The organism is Fibrobacter sp. UWR4, from assembly GCF_003149045.1.
GTDB lineage: Bacteria > Fibrobacterota > Fibrobacteria > Fibrobacterales > Fibrobacteraceae > Fibrobacter.
The window spans coordinates 23,207-44,317 of sequence record NZ_QGDU01000030.1 but is presented as its reverse complement, the minus strand read 5'-3'; the positions used below and the strand labels follow the sequence as shown (position 1 = coordinate 44,317).

17 protein-coding genes are annotated in these 21,111 nt (G+C 50.5%); 5 read left to right on the top strand and 12 right to left on the bottom strand.

Annotation, left to right across the window (positions count from 1 at the left end):
* Positions 1-239: 239 nt before the first annotated feature.
* The gene (locus BGX12_RS12015; protein ID WP_109736303.1) at positions 240-1,307 is read right to left on the bottom strand and encodes a hypothetical protein; all 1,068 of its coding nucleotides are present in this window, start codon (positions 1,305-1,307) and stop codon (positions 240-242) included.
* A gap of 64 nt (positions 1,308-1,371) precedes the next feature.
* Here BGX12_RS12015 and BGX12_RS12010 point away from each other — a divergent pair, with 64 nt between their 5' ends.
* The 3 genes from BGX12_RS12010 (at position 1,372) to prfB (ending at position 4,290) form a co-directional block, all read left to right on the top strand.
* Entirely contained in the window at positions 1,372-1,983 is a 612-nt protein-coding gene (locus BGX12_RS12010; RefSeq protein ID WP_158278241.1) for a trimeric intracellular cation channel family protein, read from the top strand.
* Between the two features lie 92 nt (positions 1,984-2,075).
* Complete coding sequence (locus tag BGX12_RS12005) at positions 2,076-3,113, top strand: SurA N-terminal domain-containing protein (protein ID WP_109736301.1); 1,038 nt, start codon at positions 2,076-2,078, stop codon at positions 3,111-3,113.
* 66 nt (positions 3,114-3,179) lie between these two features.
* A protein-coding gene (gene prfB / locus BGX12_RS12000; protein ID WP_109736300.1) for a peptide chain release factor 2 occupies positions 3,180-4,290 on the top strand; the annotation gives its coding sequence in 2 pieces (ribosomal slippage) (positions 3,180-3,251 and positions 3,253-4,290; 1,110 coding nt in all).
* An 88-nt stretch (positions 4,291-4,378) separates the two neighbouring features.
* Here the strand turns inward: prfB and BGX12_RS11995 are convergent.
* The 7 genes from BGX12_RS11995 to aqpZ form a co-directional block, all read right to left on the bottom strand.
* Positions 4,379-5,605, bottom strand: a complete 1,227-nt coding sequence (locus tag BGX12_RS11995) for an acyltransferase (protein WP_109736299.1) — start codon at positions 5,603-5,605, stop codon at positions 4,379-4,381.
* A 26-nt stretch (positions 5,606-5,631) separates the two neighbouring features.
* Complete coding sequence (locus BGX12_RS11990; RefSeq protein ID WP_109736298.1) at positions 5,632-5,886, bottom strand: hypothetical protein; 255 nt, start codon at positions 5,884-5,886, stop codon at positions 5,632-5,634.
* Positions 5,887-5,965: 79 nt separating this feature from the next.
* Positions 5,966-6,136: a hypothetical protein gene (locus BGX12_RS15660; RefSeq protein WP_199220769.1), complete on the bottom strand. Its 171-nt coding sequence runs from the start codon at positions 6,134-6,136 to the stop codon at positions 5,966-5,968.
* Positions 6,137-6,149: 13 nt separating this feature from the next.
* Positions 6,150-6,584, bottom strand: coding sequence for a MarR family winged helix-turn-helix transcriptional regulator (locus tag BGX12_RS11985; protein ID WP_109736297.1), 435 nt, complete (start codon positions 6,582-6,584; stop codon positions 6,150-6,152).
* A gap of 590 nt (positions 6,585-7,174) precedes the next feature.
* Positions 7,175-8,848, bottom strand: coding sequence for a diphosphate--fructose-6-phosphate 1-phosphotransferase (locus BGX12_RS11975; protein ID WP_109736295.1), 1,674 nt, complete (start codon positions 8,846-8,848; stop codon positions 7,175-7,177).
* Positions 8,849-9,116: 268 nt separating this feature from the next.
* Entirely contained in the window at positions 9,117-11,399 is a 2,283-nt protein-coding gene (locus tag BGX12_RS11970) for a CotH kinase family protein (protein WP_233246382.1), read from the bottom strand.
* A 232-nt stretch (positions 11,400-11,631) separates the two neighbouring features.
* On the bottom strand, positions 11,632-12,351 hold the full coding sequence (gene aqpZ / locus BGX12_RS11965; protein ID WP_109736293.1) for an aquaporin Z: 720 nt from the start codon (positions 12,349-12,351) through the stop codon (positions 11,632-11,634).
* A gap of 202 nt (positions 12,352-12,553) precedes the next feature.
* On the opposite strand from aqpZ, the gene BGX12_RS11960 reads away from it, so the two are divergent.
* A complete protein-coding gene (locus tag BGX12_RS11960) occupies positions 12,554-14,692 on the top strand; it encodes a polysaccharide biosynthesis tyrosine autokinase (protein ID WP_109736292.1) in 2,139 nt (712 codons plus the stop codon).
* A 121-nt stretch (positions 14,693-14,813) separates the two neighbouring features.
* Here BGX12_RS11960 and aspS read toward each other — a convergent pair whose 3' ends face one another.
* From aspS to BGX12_RS11940, 4 genes are read right to left on the bottom strand one after another with little or no spacing between them, the layout of a single operon-like run.
* Positions 14,814-16,598 (bottom strand): aspartate--tRNA ligase, encoded by a 1,785-nt coding sequence (gene aspS, locus BGX12_RS11955; protein WP_109736291.1) that lies wholly within the window; start codon positions 16,596-16,598, stop codon positions 14,814-14,816.
* Between the two features lie 52 nt (positions 16,599-16,650).
* The gene (locus BGX12_RS11950; protein WP_146196330.1) at positions 16,651-17,481 is read right to left on the bottom strand and encodes a hypothetical protein; all 831 of its coding nucleotides are present in this window, start codon (positions 17,479-17,481) and stop codon (positions 16,651-16,653) included.
* Positions 17,481-18,146, bottom strand: coding sequence for an FISUMP domain-containing protein (locus BGX12_RS11945; protein WP_158278240.1), 666 nt, complete (start codon positions 18,144-18,146; stop codon positions 17,481-17,483). The genes BGX12_RS11950 and BGX12_RS11945 overlap by 1 nt, the downstream gene beginning before the upstream one ends.
* A gap of 23 nt (positions 18,147-18,169) precedes the next feature.
* Positions 18,170-20,707, bottom strand: a complete 2,538-nt coding sequence (locus tag BGX12_RS11940) for a U32 family peptidase (RefSeq protein ID WP_109736288.1) — start codon at positions 20,705-20,707, stop codon at positions 18,170-18,172.
* A 66-nt stretch (positions 20,708-20,773) separates the two neighbouring features.
* On the opposite strand from BGX12_RS11940, the gene BGX12_RS11935 reads away from it, so the two are divergent.
* Entirely contained in the window at positions 20,774-20,989 is a 216-nt protein-coding gene (locus BGX12_RS11935; RefSeq protein ID WP_109736287.1) for a hypothetical protein, read from the top strand.
* The last annotated feature ends 122 nt before the right edge of the window (positions 20,990-21,111 follow it).

The following is a 21,111-nucleotide window of genomic DNA, read 5'->3' as shown; positions in this document are numbered from 1 at the left end:
ATTAAATTTTAGAAAATAGCCCATTTTTTGTTTAATTTAGGCGAAAGTCAACAAAAAAGGGTGGCGAAGCCACCCACACATGTTGATGAAGAGCCGAAAAAACTGTGGTTTATGCAGGCCACGAAAGTTTTGAATTCAAGGGTGTTCTGGTCAAGAATTTTAGATTGTAGGTTTTGCGTCATTTGCGACGACGAAGCCGCCAAGCGTAGGACGTACCACCTGGTGCTGGAGTAGAATACCTACTTACCCGGAATGGCGTAGATTCGATATGTAATTGTGTAATATGGAATAGAGAAACGACCTGTACCCAAATGCTTGTTGAGGGATGTTCGGTCGTATATTACAGAGATTTCCGTTGAATCGCCATTCTTGAAATAGGCGGTACCTTTGTAGAAGGATGGCGTGTGCAAATTCAGGCTGTCCTTGAGAAGTTCTTGTTCCCTGTCGGAAACCGATAAATCTTTATGGATTGTAACTCGTGTACATTCCATCTTGTTGCACAGGTATTCCTTTGCCTTGTATTCCAGGACGCAGGTGCTTCCCGTGATAGGGCCCGCAATGACCATTGCTCCCAATGCGGCAATGATGAGAAGAATGTAGATGTTTCTGATGTGATTTCTTTCGGGCAGTTGCTTTGATCCAAGAAGCAGTATTTCTGCTATAATTCCAAAACAGATGAGGGCGATTACTAGAATTGCAATGATGCAATGCCCTTCTGTAGTTTCCAAAAAATGCCGGTCTAAAAAATACAACCCGCTTAGGATTCTGGCGCAGAACGCCAAGGCTCCAATGGTAGCCAGGCTGGAAAGAACTAGAATCTCGGGCTTGGCGACAAATTCAGAGCACATTCTTTGATACCATTTAATCTGCTTCGCTTCGTTTGCGCGAATGATCTTTTTGCCTTTGCAGGTTTTACAGACGGTTTGGTCGGATGCTCTGCCTTCCCCAAGACAGTCGGGGCAGATTGCCATTTGGATGAACCCTTTTCCGTCGCATTTCTTGCATTTGCCGAATAGCCATTCAAGTCTCTTTTTTTGACCGAGGCATTTAGGGCAAGTGATGCAGTCTGAAGTTTTTATGGAATCTTCGGCATTTTCTTCCAAGTCGGGGAACAGACCCTCAGGTTTTTCGCTAGGATGTTCTTCGAGGTAACGGATGCGTGCTTCTACGATGTGGATGCGCTCCGGGGAAGGATCTTTCTGGATCATGTCCAGGATTTCGTAAAGTTCCTCAAGAGGAAGCTTGCTAACTTGTGCTTCGTACTCCTGCAGGTACTTTTCGTCTTTAAGATTTACCTGGTTGATCATGGCTGATTGCGACTCCTTTTCCCAACGAACACAAGATAGTTTATTTTTATATTTGCGTTCACTTATGCTTCTCATGGTTCTTGACATTCTGGGTACTTTCGCCTTCGCTATTTCGGGGGCGGAAAAGGCTGTTCGTTACAGGCTGGACTGGCTTGGCCTTATTGTGCTTGCCACGGTTACAGGAATTGGGGGAGGTATCATGCGTGATGTGATGCTGGGGGCTACGCCGCCGGCGGCCTTGACCAATCCTATCTATATTCCCATTTGCTTTGTGGGTGCGTTTTTCTATTTGGCCATGCGCAAGAGGATTCGTAAAATCCGAACTTTGATTCTTGTGGCAGATGCCTTGGGATTGGGCTTCTTTACTGCTGTTGGTGCAGCAAAGGCTAGCGCCATGGCGGCTGGACCTTACTCTGTTATTTTGTTTGCCGCCATTACTGCGGCTGGTGGCGGCTTGATTCGCGACTTGCTGGTAAGCGAAATTCCACAGGTTCTCAAAAGCGACTTTTATGCGACGGCGGCTCTGATTGGTGGAATTTTGTTTTATGCACTGGATTTTTCAAACCTAGGAAGCACTCCGCAGATCTTAATAACAACTGCTTTTACGTTTGCACTACGTCTTTTTGTGATGCGCAAAAAAATCCAGCTGCCTAAGACCCGCAAAAGCGATTTCTGACCCATTTTCAATTCCAATTCGGGCGGAAAAGTACTTCATCGTAGTCACTTTTTCTATATTTTCCGTGAAAAATTTCTAACAAGGATTAAATAATGTCCCTTAAATTGATTTCTCGTGGTGCTGCAGCTCTGCTTTTGACTGCAGGTATCGCTTCTGCTCAGTTGATGAATTCTAAGAGCCTTGACGTGATTCGCGTTGACAAGGTTGGTATTTCTGCCGGTAAGATTGATAGCTTGGCAAAGATGCTGGGTGAACAGCAGCTTCGCGGTAAGAAGATTGATGATCAGACCATGACTCAGCTCCGTTATGCTGTAATCGATAACCTGGTGGGTCAGGAATTGATCAAGCTGGAAGCCAAGAAGCAGGGTTTGAAGGTTCCTGCAGCCAAGGTCGATAGCCTGGCAACTCTCTTCAAGAAGCAGTTCCCCAGCGAAGATGCCTTCCAGAAGGAATTGAAGAAGTCTAACACTACCATGGCTCAGTTCAAGGGCAAGCTTGAAGACCAGCTGAAGAGCGAAATGCTCCTGGAAAAGAAGGTTCCGTATCCTGCTGACCCGACCGAAAAGCAGATGCAGGCTTACTGGGAACTGAACAAGCACAAGGTTTCCATCAACGATTCCATTAGCGGTATCCGTCTGTTTGTTAGCACCAAGGGTAAGTCCGCTCAGGATATCGCCGACACTAAGGACATGCTGAAGGGTATGGCAGCCCAGATCCGTTCCAGCGTCCGTGTCAAGAAGATGCCCTTCAACTACGCTGTGCAGGCTTTTGCCCAGCAGGTCGTCCAGAGCAGCGACGATCCGGATGCAAAGAAGACTGGTGGCATGATGATTACCACAACCAAGGCTCACGGCGCTGCATTCGAAAAGGCTATCGCAAAGCTGAAAGTGGGTGACATTTCCGACGTCTATACCGAAAAGGATGGCGTCTGCATCTTTATGCTTACTGGTCGTAACGACGGTAAGTACGAAAGCTACAAGAACCAGATCGAAAACGGTCTGAAGATGCAGCACGAACAGGAACGCCAGATGCAGTTGAAGGCTTACCTGGATGAACTGGGCAAGACTTACAAGGTCCAGTACCTGGACTCCAAGTACACTCCGCCTCAGGCAATCGGCTCTGCTAAGTAATTCGCTTACATTTGAATAAGAAGCAGCGGCGAATCAAAGCCGTTGCTTTTTTTATAGGAGAATAGAATGGCATTTCAGACTACACATACCGGGCTTATTGACTTGCGCGCTCGCATCGATAAGCTCTGGGGGTATCTTTGACTTAGAGGCTAAGACCGAAGAACTCTACGTCCTCGAAAAAGACTCTAACGACCCCAACCTGTGGAATGACCAGGAAAAGGCTCAGTCCATGATGAAGAAGATCGGCAATTTGCGCGAACTTCTGAACAAGTGGAATGAAGTTTCTACTGCTTGTAACGACTTGGCGGAACTTTATGAAATGAGCAAGGACGAAGAGTCCGAAGACTTGACCAAGTCCATCGAGTCCGACATAGCCGACCTTAAGGCAAAGATCGAGGAAATGGAATTCAAGAAGATGCTTAATGGCCCCGATGACGCCTGCGCATGCTTGCTTTCCATTCACCCGGGTGCCGGCGGTACCGAGTCCCAGGACTGGGCTTTGATGCTGTTCCGCATGTATACGCACTTCTTTGAACGTGAAAAGATGGACTTCAAGGTGGTGGACTTCCAGGAAGCGGAAGACGCTGGCCTGAAGAGCGCTACCATTGAAGTGACCTGTGAAAATGCCTACGGTCTGCTTCGTTCCGAGATTGGTGTGCATCGTCTGGTGCGTATCAGCCCCTTTGATGCAAACGCCCGCCGTCATACAAGCTTTACCGCAGTGTATCTCTACCCGGAACACGAAGACGTGGAGTTCGATCTGGATATGGCTGATGTCCGTGTGGATACCTATCGCAGTAGCGGCGCCGGTGGTCAGTACATCAACAAGACGGACTCCGCAGTTCGTATGACTCACTTGCCTACGGGTATTATGGCGAGCTGCCAGACCGAACGTTCACAGATTCAGAACCGTGAAACCTGTTACAAGATGTTGAAGACCATGGTGGCTGAACATTACCGCCTGGAAGAAGAAGCCAAGCGTGATGCACGTATGGCCGAAAAGAAGAAGGTGGAATGGGGGAGCCAGATCCGCAGCTACGTGCTGCAGCCGTACCAGATGGTAAAGGACTTGCGCACGGGTGTGGAAACCTCCGACACTGCAGGCGTTCTGGACGGAAAGATTAAGCCGTTTATTAACGCCTATCTGCTGAGTACAAGCGAGACGCAGAACAGCTAATCAGAACGTCATGTTGACGAATGTCTGCATCCGCATTCCCATCTAGAATAAAAACGCAGACCCTGATATTCATCAGGGTGACTGTCGGCTATAGAATTTTCTTGATGCCTGGAATTTTCCGGAAGGCGTATACAACGGCAAGTGATAGCAGGAAGAAAACCACTGCTGCTATAGGTGCGGTAATGATGGGGTGGGGCTCCAGCACCGTCAAGTGAAGGCCGTAGAAGGCTTTGATGAACAGCGGGTGAATGAGGTATACGCCCATCATGCATCCGGAAAAATTCAAGGCGATGTTTGTGACCTTCCGGAGAATTATCTTGCGACTTTGCGCATTGGACTGTTCGCGGGATTGTACGTTATCGGATTGTACGTCGCGGGATTGTACGTCGCGGGATTCCTTGCTGAAGGCCGCCCGCATGGCCGCAAATATTCCCGCTGCCATCAGGTAGGTTGTTGGCCTGAAGTTCCCGAAAAAGTATTCGTTGGGTGCGTCGTGAAGTTCGCTAATGTAGGTGGCGGCAACGAATGCCACAATCCACGAGGCTAGTCCCGCTCCATACAAAAGCTTGCGGGCTCTAGCGCTTACCCCGAAGTTCGCGATGTAGTATCCTGTCAGGTAGAAGCCCACGAAGGAGGTGGCTCCCTGAATGCTGATGTTCTTGTACAGGTTAAAGTCGGCGAACTTTGCCAGCAGGTGACTTGCCGTAGGGAGCAGTAGCCCGAAGGCAAAGAAAATCCCGATGACGTAAAGAACCATCTTGCGGGAGGCGTGTTCGGTAAAGACCCGAAGGGGCGGCGTCAGGATGTAGAGACCTGCGATGGTGTATAAGAACCAGAGATGTCCTGCGGGTTTTGTAAACAGGAGGAGTGGGGCTGACAGCACATCCGTGACGATGCCTGCGATATCACCCGCAGCAAAACTTCCGTCAGCGATATTCACGTTAATCTGTTCTACGACGCCGTAGAAAATGACCCAGAATACTAGGGGGATCAAAGTGCGGGGGAGGTTGTGCTTTAAGATTTTCTCTGGCGGGTGCGGGTACTTGGGCGAAAGCATGAATGCTCCGCTGATCATGATGAACACGCCAACGCCGAACCTGCTCAAGCTATTCAAGAAGTTTAAAGCCGCAAAATCGCTAGAATCCACAGGAACCGTATACCAGACGGATGTAACCGTGTGTTGGAAAACGACCGTAAAGGCGGCTATAATGCGAAGTAAGTCCGCGTAGATTTCTCGTTTGCAACATTCTTTGGGGCTTGTTTTGCCAAGGGATTCAGCAGAGGGTGCTTCTGTTGATGCTCTGGATTTGTCCATGAATAGCAAATTAGAAAAAATGTTGATTAGCGCTTCTTGAATTTAGCCTTAAGCCGCTTTACGCCTTCCACGCCAAGGATGGTTAGGCCTCCGTATTGGAACGTTTTGGCAAGCCCGAAGAAAATTACCCAAAGAACGCCTTTGACAGCTGCATCGATATCCAGCGCCATCTGGGCGAAGGAAAAAATGTAGCAGGGGATGCAGAGAAACAGGACAATGACGCCGGTCCTGAAGGACAATTTGGCTAACTGTTCCTTGATTTTCTGGAGGACTTTTTTCACAGGCGGGGCTCCTTGGGGCTCGCCGGTGGGATTATGAATAAGTTTGCAGTTGATTTTGCGAATAGCTAGCGAGTCGCGGTTACTTGATGTCGTACTTGGCGCAGATTTCTGCACGTTCTTCGTCACTGAGGCTTTTCAGGTATGCCTTAAAACCTGGGCAGAACTTGGTGTGAAAATGCCAAAGACGGCCGATGACGGACTTGGGATTCTTGTCGTATTGAGCTCTAATTTTGCAGTTTGCGCAAGCCATGATTCTTCTCCTTTTATTGAAGTGCGTGAATTAAATTGTCGAGAATAGGGGTTATGGAACTGAGACCTTGCAAGTCGACATTTCTTTTTGCCATTTCGCTGACTAGGCAGGTGGGGACTTCTTTCGCCTTGTCTTGCAGTTTTCTGCCTTTTGTCGTGAGGCTGATAATCTTCTGGCGTGCATCTTCTTTGCTAGGCATGCGCTTGATGAGGCCCAGGTCTTCCATGCGCTTCAGCAGGGGAGTAACGGTGTTTGTTTCGAGCAGCAAGCGTTCCGTTATGGTGCTGATGCATACGTTGTCGCTTTCCCACAGGATCAGCATGACCAGGTATTGCGGGTAGGTAATTTTCAACTTGTCCAGCAACGGGCGGTAAGCCTGCGTCACTAGGCGGGAGGCCGTATAAAGCCTAAAGCAAAGTTGATTGTCCAGTTTCAAAGATTCGTGCATAGTTCTAATAGTAAAGAATTTCTTTGTGGGTAAATATAGTAAAATATATCGTGTGCGATAAAATTAAATCGCATGCGACACAATTTTTTGTAGTGAGAAAGGACCAAATTGAAATTAATGATAATTTGGTCCTCTGAAAATGTCGCTTTGTTACGTTGTATGTGATGTAATGTGAGGCGTGTCAGGGAAATCTTGTATAAAAAAAGGACTAAAATGAGCTTCAATAAAGAAATGGTCCTTTGTTGGAGGCTGGTCTGTTGCGTTTTCTTGAAAAAATGCTGTTCGGCAAAGGACTAAAATCTAAAAAATGAAAGTTTAGTCCTTTGTTCACCGAAAAAACGCCCTTGAAATGCTTAAAAATGCCGAAAGGTAAGCGATCTTCAAAAAAGAAAGGCTCCCGCGCCGTAGCGAGGGAACCTTTCTTTAAGCTTGTGTAGGCCGCGCCGAACTTAACCTGCAGTTGCCTGCTATTAATCGACTGTGACCGCAACAATTACTTTTTCTTAGCGGGCTTCTTAGCAGCAGCAACCTGGCGCTGCTTTGCAGCGCAGGTTTTGCGGCAAGAAAATGCGTGTGCAAGCACCCGCGCTTTACTTGCCTTTCTTAACCTTCATTGCGCCGCGTTCCAGCTTGATGGTGAAGTTGGTGACGTCGCAAACTTCGGACGGACCCCAGTACTGGATCGGACCCGGATAGGTGTAGGATTCAGTCTTGGCCCATTCTTCGCGGTTAGCAGCAAAGAACTTGAACGGAGCACCGTCGAGAACAACGAGAGCCTTCTGGATAACCGGCTTGTCTGCACCGTGACGACGTTCCATGTTCATCATCATGGTGATAGGAATGCCACCAGCGGTCCACTTTTCGATACCCTTGGTCAGGTCGCGGACAGAGCTCATGTAGCCGTTCATCTTGTTGAAAGCGAGAACGGAAGCGGTGTAGCCCAGGCTGTAGCAGTAGTCAGCGTCGAAGTTGGACGGAGCTGCGCAACGGCCTTCGTAACCGAAGAAGTGGTTGAGAGCGGAGAACTTGCCCTTGAAGTTCTTGCGGCTCTTGAGTTCGCTCTTCACCATGTCGATGATGAGCTTTTCGGTTTCGATGAGGGAAACCTGAACGTTACCGTGGGAGTCGCGGTCCAGCATGAGCTGAGCCTGAACGAATGCCGGGAGGGAAACGAGAACTTCAGCAGAAGCCTTGGAAACCCACTTGCAGAGCTTTTCAACCTTAGCAGCGGTGTCGAGACCTTCGACTTCCTTTTCGTGATGAGCGAGAGCTTCGGAAAGTTCGGAAATGAGAACGCCAACATCCGGGATGAATTCCAGGAGGCCTTCCGGAATCAAAGCAACACCGAAGTTCTTGCCGTCAGCAGCACGTGCAGCAACGATGTCTGCAACGTACTTGATGACCTGCTTCAGCTTCATCTTCTTAGCCTTGACTTCTTCAGAGATCAAGCAGATGTTCGGATGGGTCTGGAGAGCAGCTTCGAGTGCAATGTGAGAAGCGGAACGGCCCATGAGCTTGATGAAGTGCCAGTACTTCTGAGCGGAGTTGGCATCGCGCATGATGTTGCCGATGAGTTCAGAGTAGGTCTTCACAGCGGTGTCGAAACCGAAGGAGGTTTCGATGTATTCGTTCTTGAGGTCGCCGTCGATGGTCTTGGGGCAGCCGCAAACAACGCAGGAAGCGCCGTTAGCCTGGAAGTATTCACCGAGAACAGCAGCGTTGGTGTTGGAGTCGTCACCGCCGATGATGACGATAGCGTCCAGCTTCTGAGCCTTGGCAACAGCCATGCACTTCTTGAACTGTTCTTCAGTTTCCAGCTTAGTACGGCCGGACTGGATGATGTCGAAACCACCAGTGTTGCGGTAGGAGTCCATGATCTTTTCGTTGATCACGATGAACTTGCCGTTTTCGAGGCCAGACGGACCGCCGAGGAAGCCGAGAAGCTTGGAGGACTTGTTGATGGACTTGATACCGTCGAAGAGACCAGCGATAACGTTGTGGCCACCAGGTGCCTGACCGCCAGAAAGAACAACGCCAACGTTCAAAGCCTTGGCAGCGGCAGCAGCCTTGCCAGCCTTGAGCTGAATGTAGGGAGCACCGTAGGTGTTGGGGAACAGAGCCTTGATCTTCTTCTGATCAGAGACGGATTCGGTAGCCTTACCCTTGTTGAGTGCCACATTGAGAGCGCCCTTGCGGAGAGCGACGGGGAGTTTCGGCTGGTAGGCCTTACGAGCCTTGCCGAGGACGGACAGATTGTCAGCCATTGTTTCTTCCTTTTGGATTTAAGCCCACAAAAAAAGCGGGCGGGTTAAAAAATCTACGCATAAAATATAACAAAATTTTGGCGGGGGAAAAGTCCCCCTCGCTCACACCATGTTGTTCGCTACCCCCTTTCCTAGGGGGTGTGTTTTCACTCACCCTCTAAAACCCCGCAAGCGAGAGTCGCGAAAAAAAATCATTAGAATATCAAAAAAAATGACCTGCTTCCGTGAAGGTCGCAGGTCTGGGGGTTAGGAGGAAAATCGTTGCTGCTTACTTGAACTGTGCGGTGATTGTGGTTGCACCGTTGATCTGCACGATTCGCGGGTTTTCCGTAGAACCGTCGGACCAGCCCATGAATATTGCGCCAGAACCTGCAACAGCCTCAACTTTCATGGAGGTGCCGCTGAAGAACTTTCCGCTGTAGTTTGAGCTGGGAAGCTTTGTTCCTTCCACAAGGACGGAACCCATTCCGCTGGCATTGATGGAAACGCTTACTTCATCGGAAAGACCGAAGTACTGCTTGGTTTCCTGCTTGACGGTTTCGGTGCGGTTCCTTGCAAACTGCATGATGTCGCTTCCATCCGGGGACCAGTGGTATTTTGCCTGGTTACGGGGCCATCTCTGCTCGTCTCGCTGCTGTTCGGAGGAGGGGATGGTGGACATGATGTTCTGGAAAGCCTTCTGCACTTTTTCGTAAGTCAAGTATTCGTTTAGGAGAATGCTTGCCTGGTTGATGAATAGACGCTTGAAGTCGGGATTGGAAAGAAGCTTCTTGAGCATTTGACCGAGGGTGGTATTTGCACCGCCGCCAAAGCCGCCCATGTCCCAGCCGCCCATGCCTGGCTGCTGACCGCCCTGGTTTCCACCATTGTTGTCCATGGTGGCGCTACCCAATACCCATTGGTACATGTTCTGGTTTTCTACATCAAAGTCCATGATACCCGGAGTAAAACCATAACCATGGTCAAGGTCGAACATCATTGCCTTGAAGGGGATGCCTTTGTTGGGGCTACCCCAGAATCGAATATTGTTATTCGGCCAGTCTCCATTATGGGAGTACATTTCTGCGATCATGTACTGGGCAAAGCTGACCATGTTCAACTTTTCGGAAACCTGCTTGTAGGACTGGTTGTTTTCACCTTCGAAATTGCCGGTAGTAATTTGGTTTACCAACTGTGCAAATTCGCTGGCAGAGGCTCCGTTGGTACCGCTGGGGCACCATCCATTTTGATAGCCCTTGTCGCCGTTGCTGCAGTTCTTGACGACATTGATGGACTTGTTGTCGATGCCGTAGTTGGTTTCTGCAAAGCTGCGGTTCAAACGTTCACGCATGTCGTGGATGCCAAAATATTCGCCGTTGTAGAAAACTACAACCTGGCGACTACGCTGGTAATCCACTTCGGTACCTTCCATCAGGCTGGTGAGCATGGCGTCTTCTGCGTAGTCGGTCCAGAAGCGGTTACCGTTGTTACGGAGATTGAAACTCTTGAAGCGTTTGGCTTCCGGACGGGTCTTGAAGAGGGAATACTTCAGACTCTTGTCGTTATAGAGGGAATCGTCCATCTTGATGGCGACGCTCTTCTTGGGCTTGTAACGGCTGTAGTTACCGATAATGGAAATGCCTGCGTCGATTTCCCAGTTCTTGGTCTTGGTGGAGCTTCCGTTTTCAAAGAATTCCACATGAACGGGGAGTTCGTCTTCTTTCCAGAAGTTGGCCTGTTTACAAGGTTCAGTACACTTGGGGTTGTTGGTGTCGTCACCGCCAACGCCTATGCCGCCCCACATGCCGCCCGCGCCGCCGTTGTTGGTCAGGTTGCCGGTAGCGTACAGGCCGTCGGTAGAGTCAAACATGTCGTGATGATTCACGGTCAATGCCACCACCGGCATGGAAACCTTTTCGTTTATGAAGTAAGTCTGGGTCGTTGTATCCAAGGCCTGGCCGTTCAAGAATTCAGAACAGCGGATGACAGTGTTTTCGGTAATCTGCTTGGCTGCCGTAATGGATTCGGAATTCTGGGTAGGGAAGGAACCGTCAAAAGTACACTTGACCTGGCCGCCCTGCTTTCCGCTGAGAGGCTGGATTGTCAGGTTGGAATAGAAGCCTGCTGCGGGCAGGTAGCTTTCCTTAGGGGCGTGGTTGTCGTTGTAATCCTTGAGACCGCTGGAAGAACTCTGCGCGGGGGCTGCTGCGCTGGAGCTTACGCCCGGCTGGACGACGGCAGAACTCATGCCAGGCTGGACGACGGCGGAACTCATGCCAGGCTGGACGACGGCGGAACTCATGGGTTGTGGATTGTTCGGATCCACAATAGGGGCGGATGCTGCAGAACTTGCGGGAATGATTTCGCCGGTATTCGGATCGATGACGGGATCGGTGACTGCAGCAGAACTGGTGGGAATAATTTCACCCGTAATAGGATCGATAATAGGCTCTTCGATCGCGCTAGAATAACCCAGATTGGGTTCTACGTTAGGAGAGGACGGATCGTCAGAACAAGCTGTAAGGAGTGCACCAGCGGTACACAAGGAAAGAAGGACGATTTTTTTATTCACGAGAAACCTCTGAAAATTCAATCAATCCAAAAACCCATAACACTAAACCATGATTGAAAGTAAATAATGTTTCCCGTAATAGTTGTTTTGTGAGCAATTCTTTACATTAAAAAATCGCATAAAAAAAGGCAATGTGACTATTGCCACATTGCTTTCAAATACTTCGGGAACTATAGTCCCGTTTTTTTTGCAGTCGCCCTGATGCTGACCCGAGTTCAGCATGACGTCGGGTTTATTTCTTTTCGGCAAGCATCTTGTAGCCGAAGCCACCGATGACACCACCGAGGATCGGAGCCACCCAGAAGAGCCACAGCTGCTTGATTGCTGCACCGCCGACGAACACTGCAACTGCGGTAGAGCGAGCCGGGTTCACGGAAGTGTTGGTCACCGGAATGGAAATCAGGTGGATGAGGGTGAGGCACAGACCGATGGCGATAGGAGCAAAACCAGCGGGAGCGCGACCGTCAGTAGCACCCATGATGACAAACAGGAAGATTGCAGTGAGAACCACTTCGATGAGGAAGGCGCTGCACATGCCGGAAGTCTTACCGCCAAAGGCGTTGAGGCCGTTGGTGAGGGAATCAGACCAGCCGTTGGTTGCGAATGCGCCAATGCCAGCGTTGGTCAGGTCCGGCTGAGCGATGCAGTAAAGGACTGCTGCTGCGATAATGCCGCCGATTACCTGTGCAATGATGTAAGCCGGAGCTTCCTTAGCCGGGAAACGGCCGCCTGCGACCTGGCCGAGAGTAACAGCCGGATTCAGGTGGCAACCGGAAACGTGACCGAGAGCGTATGCCATGGTGAGAACGGTCAGACCGAAGGCGAGAGAAACGCCAACATAGCCGATGCCATTGGTCGGAACGCCGCAGGCCAGCACAGCTGCACCGCAGCCGCCGAATACGAGCCAGAATGTACCGATTGCTTCTGCAATTGCACGAGTAGAAAGTTTCATTTTTCATCTCCATATTAGTCCTCGGAACTCTCCGAGGTGTTAAGGTTGCGGCAAAAATACATAATGCATATTGGATAGACCCTGTAATTCAGGTTATGTTAACAAGAAATTTCAAAAATACAGGCGGTATGTGAACTGAGTCACGTCCTTCCTCCAATGTTTGGAAATGAAAAAGTTATTTTTATCCAATCCAGGAGAAAATATGGACAGCAATGATCAGAAAAACTCTGTAAATCAGGCTTCTGAGCCCTTGAAGACAGATGATTCCATTGACCTGCTTGAGGTCATTGGAATTTTATGGGCCAAGAAACATATCATTTTCGTCTTCCTCTTGATGGGTGGCCTATTTGGTTTTCTCCTGATGAACTGGATTCGTCCCGAATACACCAGCGATGCCATGATTCAAGTGGACATTCGTGGTAATAAGGTTTCCAGGGCCATGGGTGAAATGGGTGCCTTGCTTGATATGGCAAGCCCCTCTGATGCTGAAATTGAGCTGGTCAAAAGTCGTAGCGTTCTCGCTTATGTTGTCGAAGAAGAACACCTGCGATTCAATGCGGTTCCCATCGGAAAGATGGATCGTCTGCTGCATCGTGAAGGCCGAATGGATATTGACGAACTGGACATTCCTGAGATTGCCCGTAAGGAAAAGTGGATCGCCCAGGTTACAGGCGTGAATTCTTATGAAGTCATCACTCCCGAAGGTGCGGTTCTTGCTAAGGCGGATATTGGTGAAACTATCCGTGCGCCCTATGCTGGCGACACCCTTGTGATGCGCGTGCGCCTCATGCGCGGCATTGAAGGTCAGCAGTTTGTCTTGCGTCAGCTTACGCCCTTGTCTGCAATCCGTAGCCTTGCTCACAAGCTCTCCGTTAGCGAAAAGGGGAAGCAGACCGGCATTATTACTGTGTCCCTGAAGCATCGTTATGCGGATCGTTCTGCTTCTATCTTGAATGCCATTGCAGATACCTACGTTCGCCGCAATGTGGAAAAACGTAATGCCGAAGCGGAAAAGTCCCTGAAATTCCTGGAAAAGCAACTTCCCTCCATTAAGGCGAAACTGGATTCTTCCGAAAAAATTCTGGCGGATTACCGCCATAAGATCGGTTCCGTGGATTTGACGGGAGAAACTCAAGTACACTTGCAGAAAGAAGTGGACTTGCAAAAACAGCTCCTGAAACTGGACCAGCAGTACCAGGAGGCGACCCGCCTGTTCAAGCAGGAACATCCTGCTGTACAAACCATTGCCAAGCAGCAGAACAAGCTTCGGGCTGAACTGGCAAAGTTGAAGGCCAATGCCGAAAAGATGCCTTTGACCCAGCAGGAAGTGCTTCGCCTTCAGGAAGACGTCCAGGTGAATAACGCCATCTATAATACCATGCTCAACAATATCGAGCAGCTTCGAGTGGTTCGTGCTGGCGAAGTGGGTAACGTACGCGTGGTGGACTACGCCATGGTGGAAGACCGCCCCAGCAAACCTAAGAAGACGCATATCTTGATGGGTGCAATCGCCGCATCCTTCGTAATGGCCGCTCTTCTGATCTACTTGCTCCGAATGCTCCATAACGGTGTACGTAGCAGTACCGAAGTAGAAAATACCACGGGTGTCAGCGTTTATGCCAAGATTCCTGAACATCATGGCAAGTCTTCCAAGAGCAAGAAACGCAGGCCCATTGTCATTACCGATCCTGAAGACCGTGTAAGTGAATCGTTCCGTAGCTTACTGACTTCTGTTGATTTTACCTTGCCGACTCAAGGCCATCCAGTGATGATGATTTCTGGTTTGATTCCTGGGGTGGGCAAGAGTTTTGTATCCCTGAATTTGGCTGCCCTGTATGCAGAAGCCGGAAAGAAAACCTTGCTAATTGACGCTGATATGCGCCGTGGCGTTCATCATAGCGGAAGTAAGATGGGCCTGGCTGAATTGCTTGGTGGAACTTGCGAATTGGCTGCAGTTGCCAAGCCGTCTCCTGAAGCGGAAAACCTGTTTATTGTTTCCTCGGGTCACTCTCGACTTTCTCCCAGTGAACTTTTACGCGGTGATAATTTCAAGAACTTGATGGATGAAGCTCGTAAACAGTTTGAAGTCGTTATTGTAGATACGCCTCCCATGAGCATGGTCACCGACGCTGAACTGATTTATCCTGTGGTGGACATGAGTCTGTTTGTTCTCCATTATGGAAAGCATAGCATGAACGAAATCAAGGAATCCGTTAACAAGATTAACCGCTTTGGCGACAAGCCTAAGGCTTTCGTCATGAATCACTGTGAACGTGAAGCCGGCAAGTACGGTTACGGATATGGATACGGCTATTACGGATATTATTCCAAGAACAAGTGATGAATAAATAAATCAGCTTGTAAAAAAAAAGAACCTCGCTTGCGAGGTTCTTTTTTTAGCAGGTTCTGAAACAAGTTCAGAAGGACTGATGGTCATGCTGACTTGCGTCAGCATCGACTTATTAAGCCTTCTTGGGCATCTGCACGGCGATGTGGATGTCCTGCAGCTGCTGCAGGTCAACATCACTGGGGCACTGGTCCATGGGGCTAGAAGCGCTGGTGTTCTTCGGGAATGCGATGAAGTCACGGATGGATTCTTCACCTTCCATAGTTGCAACAACGCGGTCCAGACCGAAGGCGAGACCACCGTGCGGAGGAGCGCCGAACTTGAAGGCGTCCACGAAGAAGCCGAACTTTTCCTTAACCTGTTCTTCGGTAAGACCGAGCAGGCGGAAAACCTTTTCCTGAACTTCAGGGTTGTGGATACGGACAGAACCGCCACCGATTTCAACACCGTTAAGAACAAGGTCATAGGCTTCGGCGTTGCAATCCTTCAGGTTGCCGGAGAGCATCATGTCCAAGTGTTCCGGCAGCGGGTTGGTGAACGGGTGGTGCATAGCCATGTAGCGGCCTTCGGTGTCGCTGTATTCGAACATGGGGAATTCAGTGATCCAGACGAATTCGCGCTTCTTCGGGTCGCGGAGGCCCTTGATGCGAGCGACTTCGAGACGGAGCTGACCCATAGCGGTAGCTGCGATCTTTTCCGGACCTGCGATGAAGAACATCATGTCGCCGCACTTTGCGCCAACAGCGTCGCGGAGTTCGTTGAGCTGTTCGGTAGTGAAGAACTTACCGACCTGAGTTTCAACTTCGTCATTTTCCTTGACGCGCATCCATACGAGACCCTTGGAACCGTACTTTGCAACGTAGGCGGTGAGTTCGTCGATCTGCTTACGGGTGAAGTCAACGCAGCCCTTAGCAGCGATACCGCGGATCTTGCCACCAGCGGCAACGCAGTTCTTGAACACGCCGAATTCGCTCTTGGCACCGATTTCGGAAACGTCATGGATTTCTAGGTCGAAGCGAAGGTCCGGCTTATCGGAACCGTACTTGAGCATAGCTTCAGCCCACTTCATGCGGCGGATCTTCTTGGGAGGTTCGAAGTTCCAAACCTTACCGAGAACTTCGGTAACGAACTTGTCGAACATGCCCATCACGTCGTCCTGGTCTACGAAGGACATTTCAACGTCGATCTGGGTGAATTCCGGCTGACGGTCGGCACGGAGGTCTTCGTCACGGAAGCACTTGGCGATCTGGAAGTAGCGGTCCATGCCAGCGATCATGAGGAGCTGCTTGTACTGCTGCGGAGACTGGGGGAGAGCGTAGAACTTACCAGCGTTCACACGAGAGGGAACCAGGTAGTCACGTGCGCCTTCCGGAGTGGACTTGCAGAGCACCGGAGTTTCGATGTTTTCGAAACCGTTTTCATAGAAGAAGTCGTAGACAGCGCGGAGGAAGCGGCTCTTGAGCATGAGCTTCTTCTGGATCCAGGGACGACGGAGGTCCAGGTAACGGTACTGGAGGCGGAGGTCGTCGTTTTCCTTACATTCTTCGTTGGGGTCGTTGATGGCCAGGGGAGAAGTCTGGGCAGCGTTCAGGATGGTGAGTTCGCTGATCTTCACTTCGATGTCGCCTGTTGCCAGCTTTTCGTTGGCGTTGCCTTCTTCACGGGCGTAGACCTTACCGGTAACGCAAATCACGTATTCGTTACGGAGAGTTTCTGCATTCTTGATAACGTCGGCATTGTAATCCGGATTGAACACAATCTGGGTCTTGCCATACTTGTCGCGGAGGTCCACAAAAATCACACCACCGTGGTCACGGCGACGATCCACCCAACCACAGAGAGTTACGGTCTGGCCAACATCTTCCTTACGGAGCTGGCCACAGTTATGAGTACGTTTCATTGTATTACCCTTTAAGTAAAAATTTTACGGCGAAAATATAGTAAATGGCGGGTTAGTCAAAGATAAATAACCCTGTACTTATCACGAGAAGTGGTATTCCTACGCCATAAAAAATGTTTCTGGCCGTTTTGGTATACTCTACATCCCGCCATTGTTCGTTGAATGCTTCTACGGAGTAGCCGGCGCCCATATCGTCGTATTCCTGACGGGCGTATTTCACTTCCATATTACTTAGGACACCCATGGCGGTTGCGATAGTGCCCAAGGTAAAGGCTGTCCAGGTGACCCAGCGGGGAACCACATGCTCGTCCACATACGTGATGTCCGTTTCTACGTCGTTTTCGTTGTAGCTATACTCCGTGTGGTTCAGATCGACATCTTCTGATGTTTTCTCATCGGGCTTTTCCGTTACCTTGGGAAGGAGCTTGCCGAATAGATCCAAGGTCTTTGCCTTCATTTCCAGGCGCAATCCCTGGATCAGTTCGTGCTTACAGGTAATGCTCCCCAGGAATCTTGCAGTAGACGTTTCATACAGTTCAATGGTCAAAGTCAGTTCATCAGCGAATCGACCTACACGCCCCTGGACCACATAGTCTGCAGCGATGTTTCGACCTGTTTCCACCAGGCATTCCCCTTCGCAGTCTTCAATATTCTTTCCCGGGGGGAGCATTTCTGAAATATTTTCACGACTCATAATGGCATAGTCGTGTTCTCCAAGAACTGCCAGGGCGTCGGAGCGGAGTTCGTCGGTAATAAACAGCTTTTCGCTTTGGGAGGCGGGGGAGTCCGGATAGCTGATGGTTTCCAGGATAGCAACGAATTTTGCGAAGGCGGAACTGGAAAGAAGGCAAATCATCAAGAGTGATATATGCAGTAACTTCATTATATCTCCTTGATGCAGCGGATAGAGAGTGCGTTGTCTTTTCCGTATGGAGTGATATCCGGGTAAGGGTCTTCGTATGTTACCCATACGGAGTAGGCCTTTTCGTCGCTTTCGGTGGTCCGGGTCCAGAAGCCGGTCAGATTGTCAAATCCTCTATAGGTTCCGTCTGCGGATCGGTAACCGGCGGGCTTGATGGAGAATCCGTAATTGTTTTTCAAATTCCATGCATCATCGCCCCAAACTCTACCTTCGTTGGAAAGGAACCATCTAGCGTACCCATTACCGTAATCGAAAAGTTCGTTCCAGTCTTTTTTGGTGGGAACGGCCCAACCTTCGGGACAAAGGTCCTTGCTTGCCCAACGGTACAGCCGTCCTCTGCTTTTGCAATTAGAAGACACTCCGTCATAGCAGAAACTATTGCTGGCTGCGTAATTCAGATTTTGCGCAAACCAGTATTTTTTCTCAATTGTTACGACTCTATAGGACTGCTTATCCCGGCTGTCGTAGACATAGCCGTATCCACCCCCCTCAGATACCACATCCCCATCTTGAAAGTTTTCTGCACCGGGATCGTTGGGATTATCCCTTAAGCCGATGTCGGTGCAGCCGATGAATAAACTGGCTGAGAGCAGGGCGAAAATCGCTATAAATGATAAGTGCCTCACGTTTTTTCTCCTAACCTTTTTCCTTATTTCTTGCGGTCCTGCCAGGTGCTGTCATTGAAGAGTTGCCCCTCGCTAAGTCCGTATTTTTCCTGGATGCCGGCCTGGCGAATGGCGTCGTCGATGGAGATTTTCCCGCGGATGGCCTGAGTGTAAATCAGCACCTTCTGGCGCACGGTCTCGGCATCTTCCTGCAGCATTTCCAGGCGGAAGTGATGGACGCCGCTGGTGCGTAACTGCGGCAAAAGTTTTAAAGCGGATTGGGGTCGTCCTACGAACAAAGTATTGCGACATTCTGCGTCGGACTGCAGGAAATGTTTTTCGCCCTTATGATCCAGGATTTCCACCTTGTGCTGGGTACAGATCTTGCCGCATTCCGGGAAGCGGCGGCCTGTGGTTAGACCGCGGGCGAAGGCGCAATATTCGGAATGGAATGCGGGCATGTACTGGTGGAGGGTCAACTCCAGACGGCGTCCGTCGATGTTTTTCAGCAAGTCGAAAAGCTGCACGCTGTTCAAGTCCCAGGAGGGATGTAACGTGTCGAGACCTTGGGACAAAAGCCAGTCGTAGCTTGCGCTGTTGGCGGCGTTCAGGCTGTAGTCTCCCTTCAGGGGAATGCCGCTATCCTTCAGGATGGAGATGGATCCCAGGTTACGGACCAGGGCGAAGTCGGGGCAAAGTTCCAGAATTTTCTTGAGGTAATGGTTTTCGCCAGGCTTATGAATGCGGAGGGTCGCCATGCCCGCCTTGAACCCAAGGTCACGAATCTGTTCTAGCGGTTCATCGTACTTCACGCCCCAGTCAAAGTCCATAATGACGTTGTCGATGTCGAGCCCCTTCAGGGCGGAAATCTGCTGAGGGTTGCGGACCAGCACGGAAATCTCGGGACGTTCTGCCTTTGCAGGGGCGTGCTTTGCGGAAATATCCTGCAGGAACTGTTTTCCGCGGGAGGCGTTAATCTTGAGGTCATGCCAGGCAAGGCGTGCTTCGTCCAGCTTCTGTACCGCCTGCTGACGCATGGTTCGTAGAACTTTCCCGGGTACAAAGGGCGTTCCCTGGAGGGCGACTTCCAGATATCCAAGCTCGTAGGCGGTAGAGGATAGTCCTCCCAGTTCCTTGCGGGCCAGTCCTTCGATGTCGCCGGCGTTCTTGGCCTGCTCCAGAACAGTTTCGCTCCGGACTTCCACCGCATACTTGGGCATCCAGACCTTCAGTTTCAAAGGATTACCGACGGAACCTTCCAGACTCATATTGATCGGAGTCTTCACTTCCAGCGTCCTATCCGTGAAGGTCTTGCGCAGTTCCTTTTCCAGGGCGGGGGAGTCGTTGCGGAAAACGTCCATGCCCTTGGCGATCTTTCGGGTATCGAAATCCCGGCCAAAATCCAGACGCAGCAGGGGGCCAAGGCCTCGCATGCCGTCGCCACGCTTGTTGTGGGCGTTCTTCACGATTTCCGCACTATAGAGGCGGCTGCCAAGACTTACGCCGAAGTTGTTGTCCTCGATGAGGATGCCGTCGCCGGGATAGGGGAGTCCCTCGTCCATAAAATCGCTAATGAACTTGTCGGAAAGCTCCACAAAGACGGAGCTTCGTTCCACCTTGGCCACGCGCCCCAGGTAAAGTCCATGATGGTTGCTGAAGGTGCCGTCCACCAGTTCCTGGTGGTTGTCACCGTCCAGCCAGCCTGTAGTAAGGCCGCGGGAGAACAATACTTCCAGCGGTTCCAAATCCTTGGCGTTCAGGTCGGCTACGGAATTGTCCAGAGCCTTGCGGTAGGCGCGGGTGACGGCTGCTACGTATTCGGGACTCTTCAGGCGACCTTCCACCTTCAGGGATTCCACTCCAATCTGGGTCAACTCCTCCAGCTTGGGGAGGGCGCAAAGGTCGTGGGTACTGAACAGGTACATGGCGTTGGTGTCCCGGTATTCCTTGCCGTCTACGTAAATGCTGTAGGTGAGGCGGCAACTCTGGGCACACTGCCCGCGGTTTGCGGAACGGCCACCGAAGTTTTCGCTGGTGAGGCACTGTCCGGAATAGGAGACGCAAAGTGCCCCGTGGACAAAAACTTCAATTTCAAGATCGGTGCCCTTCTTGACTTCCGCAATCTGCTTTGCGGAAAGTTCACGGGAAAGCACGGCGCGGTTGAAGCCGATGGACTTCACCAGGTTGACGCCTTCCGCACTGGCCAATGTCATCTGGGTGCTGGCGTGAATTTCCTGGGTGGGGCTGATGGCTCGAATCAGGCGGGCAAGACCGATGTCCTGGATGATAAATCCGTCGGGCTCGAAGGAGATGATCTTTTCCAGATATTCCGGCAGGTTCTGCAGTTCCCGCTCGAACACCAGGACGTTCATGGCCAGGTATGTACGTACTCCATGAATTCGGGCGTACCTGATCATGTCTCGTACGTCGTCCATGGAAAAGTCTTCGGTACGGCCGCGGGCATTCCAGTAGGGGACTCCGAAATACACCGCATTGGCTCCATTTTTTACGGCAGCTTCCAGCATGTCGCGGGTGCCAACGGGGAGGAGTAATTCTGGGGAGTTATTCTTGGAAACGTCCATTTTGCCTGCCTATTCTTTTATTGCGAGTAAAGATAGAAAAGCCCGTAATTTTTTTAGATTTGGGACATGATGCCTAAACTTCTGATTGTCTCCGCCCTTTTTGCCGCTTTCACTCTTTCCTCCTGCTCGGACGAGCAGGCACAGTTGGAGATTTCAAGGCTCCAGGCGGAAAATGACGGCTTACGCGCCCAGATCGATTCCCTGGAATCGGTGCTTACCGTCAAGCAGGCCCAGGGGGATTCCGTGAAAAAGTCCCTGGAAAAGTTGGACATGGGCATTTAAGTGCCTAAATAACTGCTCTAAATGGCAGTTTTTTAGTTCGTTTCCCGATACATTTTTATATATTTGCGCCCGTGGCTGATAGGTACGTCGCCAAGGCGACTACCCCCTTTCAAAGCTTCGCA